The sequence below is a fragment of the Paenibacillus sp. Y951 genome (assembly GCF_056786395.1).
In genome coordinates this window covers 173,192-188,041 of the sequence record NZ_JBXCIY010000001.1, presented here as the reverse complement: position 1 = coordinate 188,041, position 14,850 = coordinate 173,192, and the positions used below count along the sequence as shown (strand labels likewise).

General features: G+C 39.6%; 14 protein-coding genes and 1 other annotated feature. Of the genes, 4 read left to right on the top strand and 10 right to left on the bottom strand.

The annotated features are described in order from the left end of the window. Positions 1-22: 22 nt before the first annotated feature. Complete coding sequence (locus tag AC1TPB_RS00985) at positions 23-1,318, bottom strand: homocysteine synthase (protein ID WP_482074782.1); 1,296 nt, start codon at positions 1,316-1,318, stop codon at positions 23-25. A gap of 116 nt (positions 1,319-1,434) precedes the next feature. Next, a complete protein-coding gene (locus tag AC1TPB_RS00980) occupies positions 1,435-1,983 on the bottom strand; it encodes a ComEA family DNA-binding protein (RefSeq protein WP_482074781.1) in 549 nt (182 codons plus the stop codon). Between the two features lie 174 nt (positions 1,984-2,157). Between AC1TPB_RS00980 and comER the strand changes: the two genes are divergently transcribed. Beyond that, positions 2,158-2,997, top strand: a complete 840-nt coding sequence (gene comER, locus AC1TPB_RS00975; RefSeq protein WP_482074780.1) for a late competence protein ComER — start codon at positions 2,158-2,160, stop codon at positions 2,995-2,997. A 25-nt stretch (positions 2,998-3,022) separates the two neighbouring features. Here the strand turns inward: comER and leuS are convergent, their stop codons facing one another. After that, a complete protein-coding gene (gene leuS, locus AC1TPB_RS00970) occupies positions 3,023-5,464 on the bottom strand; it encodes a leucine--tRNA ligase (RefSeq protein ID WP_482074779.1) in 2,442 nt (813 codons plus the stop codon). A 231-nt stretch (positions 5,465-5,695) separates the two neighbouring features. On the opposite strand from leuS, the gene AC1TPB_RS00965 reads away from it, so the two are divergent. After that, positions 5,696-5,857: a hypothetical protein gene (locus AC1TPB_RS00965; RefSeq protein WP_482074778.1), complete on the top strand. Its 162-nt coding sequence runs from the start codon at positions 5,696-5,698 to the stop codon at positions 5,855-5,857. A gap of 9 nt (positions 5,858-5,866) precedes the next feature. Beyond that, positions 5,867-6,091: a binding site (T-box leader), on the bottom strand. Positions 6,092-6,125: 34 nt separating this feature from the next. Here the strand turns inward: AC1TPB_RS00965 and AC1TPB_RS00960 are convergent. After that, complete coding sequence (locus AC1TPB_RS00960) at positions 6,126-6,569, bottom strand: hypothetical protein (RefSeq protein ID WP_482074777.1); 444 nt, start codon at positions 6,567-6,569, stop codon at positions 6,126-6,128. Positions 6,570-6,606: 37 nt separating this feature from the next. Then, positions 6,607-6,921, bottom strand: a complete 315-nt coding sequence (locus tag AC1TPB_RS00955; protein ID WP_482075071.1) for a hypothetical protein — start codon at positions 6,919-6,921, stop codon at positions 6,607-6,609. Positions 6,922-7,263: 342 nt separating this feature from the next. Here AC1TPB_RS00955 and AC1TPB_RS00950 point away from each other — a divergent pair, with 342 nt between their 5' ends. After that, on the top strand, positions 7,264-8,847 hold the full coding sequence (locus AC1TPB_RS00950) for a DEAD/DEAH box helicase (protein WP_482074776.1): 1,584 nt from the start codon (positions 7,264-7,266) through the stop codon (positions 8,845-8,847). 59 nt (positions 8,848-8,906) lie between these two features. Here the strand turns inward: AC1TPB_RS00950 and AC1TPB_RS00945 are convergent, their stop codons facing one another. The 5 genes from AC1TPB_RS00945 to AC1TPB_RS00925 form a co-directional block, all read right to left on the bottom strand. After that, positions 8,907-9,242 carry a hypothetical protein gene (locus AC1TPB_RS00945; protein ID WP_482074775.1) on the bottom strand — a complete coding sequence of 112 codons (336 nt, stop codon included), beginning with the start codon at positions 9,240-9,242 and terminating at the stop codon, positions 8,907-8,909. A gap of 213 nt (positions 9,243-9,455) precedes the next feature. Continuing rightward, entirely contained in the window at positions 9,456-10,262 is an 807-nt protein-coding gene (gene phnE / locus AC1TPB_RS00940) for a phosphonate ABC transporter, permease protein PhnE (protein ID WP_482063277.1), read from the bottom strand. 10 nt (positions 10,263-10,272) lie between these two features. Beyond that, entirely contained in the window at positions 10,273-11,088 is an 816-nt protein-coding gene (gene phnE / locus AC1TPB_RS00935; protein WP_482074774.1) for a phosphonate ABC transporter, permease protein PhnE, read from the bottom strand. A 6-nt stretch (positions 11,089-11,094) separates the two neighbouring features. After that, the gene (phnC, locus tag AC1TPB_RS00930; protein WP_482074773.1) at positions 11,095-11,847 is read right to left on the bottom strand and encodes a phosphonate ABC transporter ATP-binding protein; all 753 of its coding nucleotides are present in this window, start codon (positions 11,845-11,847) and stop codon (positions 11,095-11,097) included. 82 nt (positions 11,848-11,929) lie between these two features. Next, entirely contained in the window at positions 11,930-12,970 is a 1,041-nt protein-coding gene (locus tag AC1TPB_RS00925; RefSeq protein ID WP_482074772.1) for a phosphate/phosphite/phosphonate ABC transporter substrate-binding protein, read from the bottom strand. A 202-nt stretch (positions 12,971-13,172) separates the two neighbouring features. On the opposite strand from AC1TPB_RS00925, the gene AC1TPB_RS00920 reads away from it, so the two are divergent. After that, on the top strand, positions 13,173-14,726 hold the full coding sequence (locus tag AC1TPB_RS00920) for a bifunctional metallophosphatase/5'-nucleotidase (protein ID WP_482074771.1): 1,554 nt from the start codon (positions 13,173-13,175) through the stop codon (positions 14,724-14,726). The last annotated feature ends 124 nt before the right edge of the window (positions 14,727-14,850 follow it).

The window sequence follows — 14,850 nt, the reverse complement described above, 5'->3', positions numbered from 1 at the left end:
AAGAAAGTAACCGAAGCAATGACTACGCTTGTTGGCTTGCTGCAATTGCTTGCTCTAGGTCAGCGATAATGTCCTGAATACCTTCCGTACCAACAGAAAGACGGACCATTCCGGCCTCAACACCTGCTGCTGCTTGTGCTTCTGCACTCAACTGCTGATGCGTCGTACTAGCAGGATGGATAATAAGTGACTTAGAGTCACCAACATTAGCAAGATGAGAGAATAGTTCAACGGCATTAATTAATTTTTTACCTGCTTCTATGCCGCCTTTAATGCCAAAAGTCATAATTGCCCCTTGACCTTTAGGTAAATACTTTTGAGCTAATTCATAGGAAGGATGACTTTGTAAGCCTGGATAGTTCACCCACTCAACCGCTTCATGTGCTTCCAAATACTCAGCTACTGCTTGTGCATTCGAGCAATGGCGCTCCATACGCAAATGTAATGTTTCAAGACCTTGTAATAACAAGAATGAATTGAACGGAGATAATGCAGCCCCCATATCACGCAACAATTGCACACGAGCTTTAATAATATAAGCGATTGGTCCAAGCGCTTCTGTATATACAATGCCGTTATAGGTAGGATCTGGTTCATTCAACCCTGGGAACTTATCGCTTGCTGCCCAGTCGAACTTACCACTGTCAACGATAATACCACCAATAGATGTACCATGACCTCCAATAAATTTCGTAGCAGAATGAACGACAATATCGGCGCCATGTTCAATCGGACGGCATAGATATGGACTTGGGAATGTATTATCTACAATAAGCGGAATACCATGCTCATGAGCAACCGCTGCTATCGCTTCGATATCAATAACATCGCCTTTCGGATTACCGATCGTTTCTGCAAAAACAGCTTTTGTTTTGTCAGTTATTGCAGCTTTGAAATTGTTAGGATCAGATGGATCGACGAACTTCACTGTAATACCTAACTTTTTAAATGTATGGGCAAACAAATTGTATGTACCACCGTATAAACTAGCTGCTGATACGATTTCATCTCCTGCACCAGCGATGTTGAAGATTGAATATGTGATCGCTGCTTGTCCAGAAGAAACCGCTAGCGCACCTGCTCCGCCTTCAAGTTGCGCTACACGATTTTCGAATACATCTGATGTTGGGTTCATAATTCGTGTGTAAATATTACCAAACTCGGCAAGTCCAAATAGATTAGCCGCATGGTCTGTATCTCGGAATCCATAAGATGTCGTTTGATAGATTGGTACTGCACGTGACATCGTTGTTGGATCAATCGTTTGACCACCGTGTACCGATATCGTTTCAAGGGAAAGTTTCTTTTCTTCAGTCATAAATAATTCCTCCTAAACGTTTTGTCGCTTCTCGAATAACTTCTTAAGTTAATAAAAAGTCTCTTCGTAAGCGTAAACTTTTTTTTGTAACTGCTTCCAATTCCATTATGACCGAACTATCTCTCTGCTACAATACTTTCTTCTATTCCACTATAAAGTTTTTCGCCAATACCTTTCACTCGTTTAATGTCAGCAATATTTTTAAACTTCCCTTTTTGTTCTCGATCTGCAATAATCGCGGCTGCTTTTGAAGGACCAATACCTTTCAACTGTTGTAGTTGGTCGACTGTAGCTGTATTGATATCTATTTTATTAGATTGTGGTGCGCTTATTATTTCTTCTACAACAATGCTTGTGTTCGTTGAATTTGTCGTAGAATCAACATCAGTTATTGCACTATTGCTTTGTTCTACGCTTACCGCTCTGTTAGCTGTAGGGTCAGCTAGTTGTTCCTCATTATCCGCTTTATTCAATATAAGTTCGCCAATAGCTTCCTCTTGCCCCTTAATTTGCTCTTCGATTAGAACTGTTAACGATACATCATCCACTTTTTCATTTCCAGAAACTTGCACAAAAATCGCAACAATTACTAATAATAACCCCGTTACGAGCATTCCGATCATGATAAATGTTAATGGTGACATATTTGTTCCATCTTGTTTCAATACAATCACAACCTTCTGTCATTATTTATTGACATAACATACAAGCCATAGGGAATACGTTAAATAAAAGAATAGAGCTTTCGTCACGTTCACAATTGCTTATACTTACGAGGTAACTTTTCGCTGCATAGAAGTAAATATAATTCGTTCGAAAAGTTTTAGGAGGTTATCGCGATGAAAATTGGATTTATCGGAGCAGGAAGTATGGGGAGCCTATTGATTGAATCTTTTATTTTATCGGAAGCAGTTGAACCGATACAAATTAAAGTAAGCAATCGAAGTATAGCGAAAGCTCAAGCATTAGCATATAAATACCCCGGTATTGAAGTTGAAAGTAATAATGTACATGTTGTCTGTGAAACTGACATTGTGTTTTTATGCATTAAGCCTCATGAATTCGCCACAGTAATTTCGGAAATTAAGCCTTATGTGCATGAGGAGCAAATTATCGTTTCCATTACGAGTCCTGTTCTATTATCTCATCTTGAAGGAGAATTAAATTGTAGAGTAGCCAAAATAATACCGAGCATTACGAATAAAATGTGGAGTGGCGCTACGCTTTGTATTTATGGGAAGCAAATCGAAGAGAGCTATCGAGTAAAATTAGAAAAATTACTTTCTTATATAAGTGAGCCAATCAAAATTGAGGAAAGCTATACTAGAATTGTTTCGGATATTTCAAGCTGTGGCCCTGCGTTTTTCGCCTTTTTACTGCAACAGTTTATTGATTCTGCGGTGGAGGAAACTGGAATTTCAAGAGAAGGGGCAATGAAAATTGCCAGCAATATGCTGCTTGGGACAGGATTACTCCTTACTGAAGGTGGTATGACCACAGAAGAGGTTCAAAAGCGGGTTGCTGTGCCTGGTGGAATTACTGCAAAGGCACTCCATATGCTCAACAAAGAAACAACTGGCATTTTCAATCAGTTAATTAGGACGACACACGCCAAATATTACGAGGATTTAGAAGTAGTCAATCAAACATTTGATAAAGAAGAGGTCGGCGGACAATAATTATTGTCCGCCATCTCTTTTTGTACTAATTAGCTACGATATTAACAAGCTTACCTTTTACTGCAACAACTTTACGAACCGTTTTGCCTTCGATCAGTTCTGCAACTTTCGGTAACGCTTTTGCTTCTGCTTCCATCGCTGCTTGATCAAGATCAGCTGCGATTGACAGACGCTCGACAATTTTACCGTTAACTTGAACAACAATCTCGACCTCTTGGTCAACAGTCCAAGCTGCGTCATAGGTTGGCCACGATTGGTATGTGATTGTACCTGTGTGTCCAAGCAATTCCCATAGTTCTTCAGATATATGCGGAGCAAGTGGTGAAATCATTTGCGCAAAATCTTCCATTGCTTTACGTGGTAGAACTTCTGCTTTATATGCCTCATTAACGAAAATCATCATTTGGCTAATCGCCGTATTGAAACGTAAATGATCCATATCATCAGTAATTTTCTTAATCGAGCGATGCCATGTACGCATAAATGCATCACTAGCTTGCGCATCATCAGAAATACGTGGATTAAGCTCTCCACCTTCTGTTACGAATAGACGCCATACACGACCTAAGAAACGGTAAGAGCCTTCAACACCATTAGAGCTCCATGGCTTTGTTGCTTCTAGCGGTCCCATAAACATTTCGTACATACGTAGTGTATCTGCCCCATACTCATTAACAATCTCATCGGGATTAATAACATTACCACGAGATTTGGACATTTTCTCATTATTAGTACCAAGGATCATACCTTGGTTAACCAATTTTTGGAATGGCTCCTTCGTATTTACGATCCCGATATCGTATAGTACTTTGTGCCAGAAACGGGCGTACAGCAAGTGAAGTACAGCATGCTCAGCGCCACCGATATATAGATCAACTGGAAGCCACTCCGCTTGCTTCTCAGGCGAACAAAGCTGCTCATTGTTCTTCGGATCGATATAACGAAGGTAATACCAGCAGCTACCAGCCCATTGAGGCATTGTATTCGTCTCACGACGTGCTTTCATACCTGTCTCTGGATCAATCGTGTTCACCCATTCCGTTACGTTAGCAAGTGGTGACTCACCAGTACCTGATGGTTTAATTGCATCCATATCTGGAAGCAATAATGGTAATTGATCTTCAGGAACAGTTTTCATCGTGCCATCTTCAAGGTGAAGAATTGGAATCGGCTCTCCCCAATAACGTTGACGAGAGAACAACCAATCACGTAGACGATACGTTACTTTTGCTGCCCCTTTACCATGCTCTTCAAGGAACTTGATCATTGCCGCCATCGCATCCGCATTGTTAAGACCATTCAAGAAATCAGAGTTAACATGTGGACCATCGCCAGCATAAGCTTCTTCAGCTACATTGCCACCAGATACAACTTCGATAATCGGAAGGTCAAATTGTTTGGCAAATTCATAGTCACGAGCATCATGACCAGGAACAGCCATAATTGCACCAGTACCATATCCTGCAAGAACATAATCAGCAATCCAGATCGGAGCTTTAGCTCCATTCACAGGGTTTACTGCATATGCCCCCGTAAATACACCGCTTTTTTCTTTGGCAAGATCTGTACGCTCAAGATCGCTCTTACGCGAAGCTAGCTCTTGATACGTTTTAACTGCATCTTGTTGCTCAGCAGAAGTAATTTGAGCAACTAACTCATGTTCTGGTGCTAATACGCAATACGTTGCACCGAATAATGTATCTGGACGAGTTGTAAATACAACTAGTGATTCATCGTAGCCTTCAATTGGGAAAGTCACTTCCGCACCAGTAGACTTACCAATCCAGTTACGCTGCATATCTTTAATACTTTCCGTCCAATCAAGCTCTTCAAGATCTTCAAGTAAACGTTCAGCATATTCTGTAATTCTCAATACCCATTGACGCATTGGCTTACGAACAACTGGATGATTACCACGTTCGCTCAGACCATCGATAACTTCTTCGTTGGCTAGAACCGTACCAAGCGCTTCGCACCAGTTAACTGGAACTTCTGCAACATAAGCCAGACCACGATTGTAAAGTTGGATGAAAATCCATTGTGTCCACTTGTAATATTCAGGATCCGTAGTACTAATCTCACGATCCCAGTCATACGAAAAGCCTAGAGATTTGATCTGACGACGGAAATTATCGATATTTACAAACGTAATATCGCGAGGATGTTGGCCAGTATCTAAAGCATGTTGCTCAGCAGGTAAGCCGAATGCATCCCAGCCCATTGGATGAAGGACGTTATAGCCTTGCATTCTTTTGTAGCGAGACATAATGTCTGTCGCCGTGTAACCTTCAGGATGCCCTACATGTAGACCTGATCCTGATGGATAAGGGAACATATCTAGTGCATAGAACTTAGGCTTATCTTTATCTTCACCCGTCTTAAATGTTTTATTGGCATCCCAATATTGTTGCCACTTTGGTTCAATCGTTAACGGACTATATCCATTACGTGATTGCTCTGTATTCATTGTGAATTCCTCCTAAAACTTTTCATTGTCTTCACGATGTAACTTCTCAGTTAATGAAAAGTTACATCGCAAGCATTCGCTAATCTTTTTGTTTATAACGTATCTTTTCAGTCAACAAAGCAATACCCAGCAAGGTGTACGGCACGAGTACACAAGCGACCAGCCTTAGCACGAGGCTTCAATGGAAGCTTCAAAAAGTGGGCTTTCAGAACCGAGCAGGTGGAACGTTACTTGAGAAAGACGGAAGCGCAAGTGTACATTACTACGTACACGCGAACCGTACTTTCCAAGTTCGTTTCAGATGCGATGCCGAATACGCTACGTCAGCATAACCATCGTTATCAAAATCCGCTTTTTGAAGCATCTTCTATAAAAAAATCCTCTCATCCCTAGCGGATTAACGCTAGGGACGAGAGGATATGCTCACGTGGTACCACCCTAGTTAGTAGTGATCTACTTGATCTACTACTCACTTTTCACCTTTATCGCAGGTATACGGTGTATTTATAGATCACATTCATACACTGCTCCGAGGCGAGTTCCGTTCGATCAAGTACCGACTTGCACCAACTGCCGGCTCTCTGGGATCTTGATATCGATTGTACTACTCCTCATCTACGCATTACATATTTACAGATAATCTGATTATATAAATCGAATACTATAGTGTCAAGTCGCTTGCCTCTTCTTGTTGCTGATCTTTCTGTTTTCGAGGTGTACGGTGACTTGTCAAAAACCTGTATCCAATCATTATTAATAAAGTAGAATGTACCACTACTCCGATTAAAGCTTCTGCCCCTTGCATAATTACAGCCATAAACCATAAGCTTAATATTGGCAATTGAATAACAAATATAATCGCCATAAATATTTCTAATGGCTTATCGATCATAATAACATTAATCACCTTACGAAACGCCAATGTCCCAAACACTAGAATTCCAAGCACTATTGAGGCATAGCCCCATATCGTTAAGCTTTGTAATAAAAAGCCTTTACCTATACCTAAAAGCATATAATCAAACCATGAATACCACGTATAGTTAATTCCCGCCAAACAGGTAAGCACTGCTACTAAGGCCACTTGAGAGATTCGGTAGAACATATGCTACACCAAACTTTCCAATTTTATTTTCCACATTTTATTCATTGCTCTTATGTAGATGAAAACGGGAAATATGATCATGCAATCCAACGGCTTTCAACACCTCATACTGATACGGTCCAACTAAATCAAAATGCGGGTAGCGGTCTCTATAATGAATGTATAGCGGATTCAATTGAAAATGCTCACACCAAGCGACTAATTTGGAAATGTCCTTACAGCCAACCTTCGTAACCGTTCGCGCTTCAGGAAATCTTTCATCTAGCCAATAATGCGTCAAATACGCGATATGACCTTGTTCAACAGCCGCTTTCCAGCCTTCTAATTCAGCTCTGGTAATACCAAAAGCGATACATAACGCCTCCTACAACTTTTCATCGCCTCTTGATACTCTTCTTGTAATGAAAAGTCACTACGGAAGCATATAGCTAACTTTTCATCGCCTCTTGATACTCTTCTTGTAATGAAAAGTCACTACGGAAGCATATAGCTAACTTTTCATCGCCTCTTGATACTCTTCTCCACCTACAATAATACTTCAAAAAAACAGAAAAGTTACTCATTAAATCTGTCGATTCTTATTATTCGCATAAAAATCCCTATAGTTTAGCATACCATATGAAAGCATATGATGCACTTCTTGATTACAACTGGTATACTATCAAAAGATAAGTAGAAATGAGGATATCAATTAATGACAAATTCATTTACCCAATTAGGAGTAGCAGAGCAGCTTGCGGAGCAGTTAAAGCTACAAGGAATTATCGAGCCGACTCCTATCCAAAAGACTGCTATACCTGAACTACTCAATGGTATAGATATGATTGCCCAAGCACAAACAGGAACAGGAAAAACATTAGCTTTCACACTTCCTATTCTACAGTTGATCCGCCCCGACAAGGATCATGTCCAAGCATTAATTCTTACACCAACACGTGAATTAGCTATTCAAATTACTGCCGAAGTTAAAAAACTTGCGAGCAGCATTGGCTCTACTGTACTTGCTTGTTACGGTGGACAAGATGTTGCCGCTCAAGTAAAAAGACTGAAAAACGCACCTCATATTATCGTTGCAACACCTGGACGACTAATGGACCATATGCGAAGAGGTAGTATCAATATCGGTAAAATTTCTCACCTTGTACTGGATGAGGCCGATCAAATGCTTCATATGGGTTTCCTTCCTGAGGTAGAGTCCATTATTATGCAGACGCCAAAAGCAAGACAAACGATGCTATTCTCGGCAACTATGCCAGAAGCAATTCGCAAATTAGCGGTACAATATTCGAAAAATGCTATCAACGTTCATATTAAATCAGAGCGCGTAACGCTTGATAACATTAAGCAGCGTGCTATCGAAACAACAGATCGCGAGAAGCAGGATGCTCTTCTACATCTATTACAAACGGCCAGTCCTTTTCTTGCAGTTATATTTTGCCGTACGAAGCTTCGTGCCAAAAAGCTCACAGAAGCTTTGCAGGATGCAGGCTATAATGCAGATGAGTTACATGGTGATTTGACACAAGCGAAGCGTGAACAAGTTATGAAGAAGTTCCGCGATATGAAACTGCAAATATTAGTAGCTACTGATGTTGCTGCTCGTGGACTAGACGTTGAAGGTGTATCTCATGTATACAACTACGATATTCCACTAGATGCTGAAAGTTATATTCATCGTATCGGTCGTACTGGTCGTGCTGGTCATACTGGCACTGCCATTACTTTCGTAACACAACATGATAGATTGAAGCTTGAAGCGATCGAACGTGGTATTTCAGCTCGATTACCACTTCGTAGAGTTGATGGACTTGAAGTTGCTCCGCGTCAATATAGCGAAGATCGTCAAGGCTCTCGTGACCGTAATAGAAAGAGCAAACCTGGTAGCGGCTATGAGTCTAGAGGTCGTAGTAATGGAAACGATTCTAATCGCTTCAACAAAGGCGGTAAAGGATCTTCAGAACGCACTGGCAGAGGATCTGCTGAGCGCAATAGCAAAGGACCAGCGGAACGGAGTGGTAAAGTATTCCCTCGCCCGGTTTCTGCATCAGCCTCTTCTGAAGCGTCTAAGCCAAGAGCCAAAGACAATACTAACCCTTGGGGCATTTCAAAATCTGATCTAGAGCTTGCTCAAGGTATTAAGCCTTCTGGTGGCAAATCATATGGTTCTTCTCGTAACAGCACTAGCTCGCGCGGTGATAGCTCTAGTAGCAATCGTTCAAGCGGTGGACGTTCTGGCGGTAGAAGCAGTTCAAGAAGTAGCGGCACTCGCCGTAAATAAATAATACAAATAGGGATGCCTTCTCAAGCTTCGTAATGAAGAGTGAGAAGGCATCCCTATTATTTTGTGTGGCTAAAGCGATGTCGATTATAGATAACAGTCAAGCCATCGTGCAACGCTTGCTTCTCTAACAATTCATTCGCTTTCTGCAATTCCTCCGTTCGACGATTAACCGTTTCATCTAGTGTTTCATTAAGTTGAATTAAGGAATCGTTCAATGAACCTGCACTTACAAGAATTAATCCTACCATATTAACAAAATCACGCTTACTACCAGTGAAGAATCCTCTCATAATTAACACGATAAAATAAGCTACTAAAGCAATACCAATATATAATACGTTAAAGTAAAGCACTTGAAAAAATACTGGCTTTGTAAAAAAAGTAACTATCATTAATGCTGATATAACATATGTCGTTACGACCAAAACTTTTTCAGAAAATTGCTGCTTATACCATTCAGCAATAAGCCAAACACAAAAAACACTCGTTCTTGTCTACGGAACCATGCAAATAGAATCATAAAGAGACCCATAATGCAAATACGCCCTTACAATTTCATGTAGAATTGATACATTCCATGAAATCGTAAGGGCGCATTAAGTTAACTAGCCTTGGACTAGTTTTGTTCTTATTTTATTAGATATCATTTCAATAATTAGAATCAGTATCATTAGGCCAATGAGTATTGAGCCAGCTTCAGACCAACGATATGAATTCATAGCAAAAATTAAAGGAGCTCCGATACCACCCGCTCCTACTATTCCGAGTATCGCTGCATCCCGTAAATTCATATCATAGCGATATATAAAGATAGATAGAAACATCGCTGTTAGCTGCGGAATAATGCCGAACCTTATTTTTTCAATGGTCGTACAGCCGATTGATTCCATTGATTCTAATACTGAAGTATCAAGATCCTCTATAACGTCAACATATAATTTAGAGAGCATACCGATACTTGTCAGTGACATAGTAAGTACACCTGTAAACGGACCTGGACCTGTAACACGAATGAACATAAGTCCGTACACAATTGCAGGTATCGTTCTAATGATTATTAATATAAATCGAACAATAATGGATATTGGCTTGGGAACGATATTAGATGCTGATAGAAACGCAAGTGGTATCGCTAGTACGCCCCCAACAATCGTACCAAGTAAAGCAATTGCCATCGTCTCCAGCAACAAATATGGGACACCTTTTTGCGTGAAGTTAAAAAGTAGATCAAGGTCTGGATTAACTAGACCTTTCAATATATTTTCTGCTATTTCAAGCCCATTCGCCGTCAAATTATTCAATTGTATTGCTGATGTCGACCAAAGAAATAATAAAACTACAACAAGCGTTGAGACAATTTGCATCCAAGTCATCGTCGGCCGATTTAAGTATTGCTTATCAATCGCATTCATTGCGTTTCTCCTACGTCAGTTTTTTGCGGTAATATTCACTAATAGACTCAATAATATATACTGTTATAACAAGCATAATAAGAATCATCCCCAAGTTACTGTAGTTTCTCCACCCTATACTTTCTTTCAACATTAATCCAATACCACCTGCACCTACATAACCAAGAATTGCCGCATATCGAACATTGCCTTCAAAGCAGAATAGAGATGTAGACAAATAGTTCGGGAGAACTTGTGGAAATATCGCATAACGGAACGATTGAACTGTCGTTAACCCCATAGCATGCATCGCTTCATATGCGCCCATATTTGCATTTTCAATTTGTTCATATAATAATTTCCCTACATAAGCGATAGAGAATAGAAAAATAGCAACAGTACCTGCCATTGTTCCTAGTCCAAATACGAATGTAGCAATCAATGCAACGACTAATGTAGGAAGAGTCCGTAGCAAACTGAGTATGAACTTCATCGTTATTGATAGCCACTTCAGACCATTAATATTGCTTGAAGCTAATATTGCAAGTGGCAGAGCACATAATGAACCCAGTAGTGAGCCAAAAAGTGACATCTTGATCGTTGCAATAAGTGGTGTCCATAATTGTGGCATATACCCCCAAGTCGGTGGAATCATATCTCGAAGAATAACAAAAAATTCATGAATTCTCCTCAATAAAATCTCCATATTAAAGCCTGTTAATTGAATCGAGTAATAGATCAGAACTAACGAAACAATGAGATATAATAGAAATAATGAACGACGTTCATATACGACTTTTCCATTAGGTAAAGTAATCGTTCTAGTTAACAACTTACTACTTTGCATGCTATGCTAAGCCCCCTCCTCAACTTTCCCGTTATAAATATATTGCAACACCTCATCATTCACCTCTGAAGCAGTTCCGTCAAATACGACTTGACCTGCGCGAATACCAATGACACGAGACGCATAAGCAAGCGCTAAATCAACATGGTGAATATTAATAAGTATGGTCATATTCATCTCTTCATTGATTCTTTTGAAATCATCCATGACTTGATGGGCAGTGATCGGGTCTAATGATGCGACTGGCTCGTCAGCAAGTATAATACTCGGATGCTGTGCTAACGTTCTTGCAAGTGCAACTCGTTGCTGTTGCCCACCTGATAGCTGGTCTACTCGGACGAAAGCTTTATCAAGTATAGACACCCGGTCTAAAGCCATCAAAGCCTTCTTTTTCTCTTCCTCTCTAAATACGCCAAGAAGTTTTCTCCACCAAGATATCTCAGGAACAAAAGCTACCAACACATTTTTGATTACTGAAATTCTAGTCACTAAATTAAAAGATTGAAAAATCATGCCGATACTACGTCTTAACTTACGAATTTCTATTCCTTTAAGCTGCTTTATTTCCGTACCGTTCACTTTCAAAGAACCATCCGTAATGTGATGCATACGATTTATGCAACGTAACAATGTAGATTTCCCTGCGCCAGATAATCCGATTATGGCTACGAATTCTCCTTGTTCGATGGATAGATTTATGTCTTTTAACGCTTGGTAGCCATTCGGATATTGCTTGTTAACATGATCAAATTGGATCATTATTTGACTCTCCAATCATTGAAAAAATGAGAACATATAGTATCGTTCTCATTTCCCCCTAGTATTAAGTTAATAGATCCTACTACTGCAATTGTTGTACAAGCTCTTGTGCTTTTCGCTCATTGTCGTAATCACTATCTTTTGCAATCTGATATCCACCATGGCTATAGATCGCAATGACTTCTTTCCCTGCTTCCGAATTACCGATATTAATAAATGCTTGTTGTAGTGCTGCCTTTAGATCATCATTCATAATTGCCGAGTTTTTACTTACACTAATTGTGTCATTATAAATCGCCGGCATTACCCCTATTAGATCAGTTTCTTCCCATATCGATGCCTTGCGATTATATTCTAAATTCCATGTGTCAACATAGTCACGTCTAGCATCCGCATAAGTGACCATTACATCTGTTTGGCCTAGAGCTAATCGGGCAAATGCATTTGCATATGAATCTGCTTGGACAACTTTAGAAAGATCAGTAATCGTTTTATCAAAGTTTTCCTGCAACCATAGTGCCGGATAAATGTAACCAGCAGGAGAAGATGAAGACATAACATTCCATGAGACATCATTCAAATCTTCAAAAGTTAAAGCTGTTCCAGCATTAACTTTTGCCGCTAATGCTTGACCTTTTTCTGAAGGACCAGCGATTAATAACGCGCGATAGGAAGTAGCTTGTACTTCTGTTCCTTCTGTCGGTTCGTTTTTATTCCAATCTACCGGATTATCTGAATCATTATTTAGTCCGGCACGTGTTGCAGTGAGAATTACTTCTGCACCGTCATCATAAAGCACGTAAGTACCGCCGGGAATTAATCCTACATCTGTCGTTCCAGCGGATAACGCTTCTCCTACAGCCTCGTAGTTCGTTCCTACTGTAATATCCACCGTCCCTACTTCATAACCTTGTGCGGTAAGTTCCGTTTTCAATAATTCTTTCAAAGGCTCAGTTGCCGTAATGATTTCTTGTGGATCGCGAGAAGGAACGAAGCTTATAGATAGCTTATCTATTTTTTTGTCTTTTCCTCCATTTGTAGCAGTTCCGTTGTTATTGCCCCCACATGCCGCTAACAATACAATAATCATTAATAAGCTTAATCCGATTCCTAATTTTCTCATCGATATTTCCCTCCTAGTTTTCTAATACTAGAGTAATATAACAATTATTTGTAAGCGGAATGTCATCCCCATCTTAATTTTTGATTAATATTAGGACATTCATAATAAATAATATTTTTTTGTAAAATTAAGGTGTGATCAACTTTAGATCTTATAATTAGAAGAACATTTCATATTCAATAAAGAACTAAGAGGTGAACGAATGTCGTCACACAAGATTCAATTACTCGTTACAAGTGATGTTCATGGATATATGATGCCTACAGCATACCGTGGTGTGCATGAGCCACTTGGTCTTGCTCAATTAGCCACCCGAATAGAAGAGCTACGTTCCTCCTATCCAACCATATTGATTGATAACGGTGATCTTATTCAGGGAAGTCCACTTACCTATTTCCAACAAGCTTATCGCCCGTTAGAATCCAATCCAATTATTCAAGCTGTCAATGAACTTGATTACGATGCAGCAATATTCGGAAATCATGAATTCAATTATGGAATGGATAATTTAAATCGCATCATTGAACAATCAAAATTCCCTTGGCTCAGCTGTAATATTAGAAACGAGGATGGCACAAATTGGGTTAAGCCTTATCAAATATTTGTAGTTGATGGCGTACGTATTGGAGTCGTTGGCGTAACGACACATTTCATTACGACTTGGGAAGATCCTGCTCATTTAACAGGACTGCAAATTGATGATGCGTTGTCATCAGTGACTTATTGGCTTGGGGTTATGAAGGAGCAAGAAAAAGTACATGTATCGGTTATTAGTTATCACGGTGGGTTTTCACATTCATTAGAGACCGGAGAATTAGAGGAAACTGATTCTGGCGAGAATCAAGGCTTTCAGATGTTGCAACAACTTGATTTTGATATATTAATTACTGGACACCAACATCGTGAGATTAGCACAAAAGCTTATGGAAAATCAATTGTGCAGCCTGGATCGAGAGCGGTAAAAGTAGGTCGGATTATGTTAGATTTGACGATCGAGAAAGATAAAGTTATTCAAATTCATCATGAACCGACTTTAATATCGATTGATGAATACGACCATCTTCATCCTAAAGTTGTAGCTTCAGTAATTGACTTGCATAATGTGACAGAACAATGGCTCGACGAACCAATTGCTACTGTTCAAGGAATTATGCTCTATGAGAATGCATTGGATGTACGAATTCATAAGCATCCATACGTACAGTTTCTTCAACAGCTTCAAATGGATGTTACAGGTGCTCCAATCTCTTGCACTTCATTATTTCACGATCAACCAGGTGGCTTTAAGCCAATTGTTACAATGCGTGATATTGTAACAAATTATATATATCCGAACACACTTAAAGTTCTTGCTGTGACAGGGGAAAAGTTATTATTAGCTTTAGAGCAATGTGCTTCCTATTTCTCATTGGAAAATGGGGAAATTACTGTAGCTCCTTCATTCCTTTACCCTAAAGCACAACCTTACAATTATGATATGTGGGAAGGGATTAACTATACGATAGATATATCGAAGCCGATTGGTTCTAGAATTGTTCAAGCTACAATTAACGAACTTCCGATTGAACCTATGGAAATCTTCCACGTAGTCATGAATAATTATCGTGCTACAGGAGCAGGAAACTTCCCTTATTTTTCAAGCTGTCCTGTTATTTCTGATATGCAGATTGATATGACAGAAGTGATCGCTACTTACTTACGAGAGCATCCAGTTATTCATGCCCATGTTGAGAACAATTGGACCATTATTACGTAACTTCATGATCTAGATCATCCATTTGGAATAAACTTCAAATTTATCCACTAATATAGGTTTCAACTTAAAGCGGGCTACCCCATCATTTGTCATGACGATAGGATAGCCCGCTTTATATTTCCAT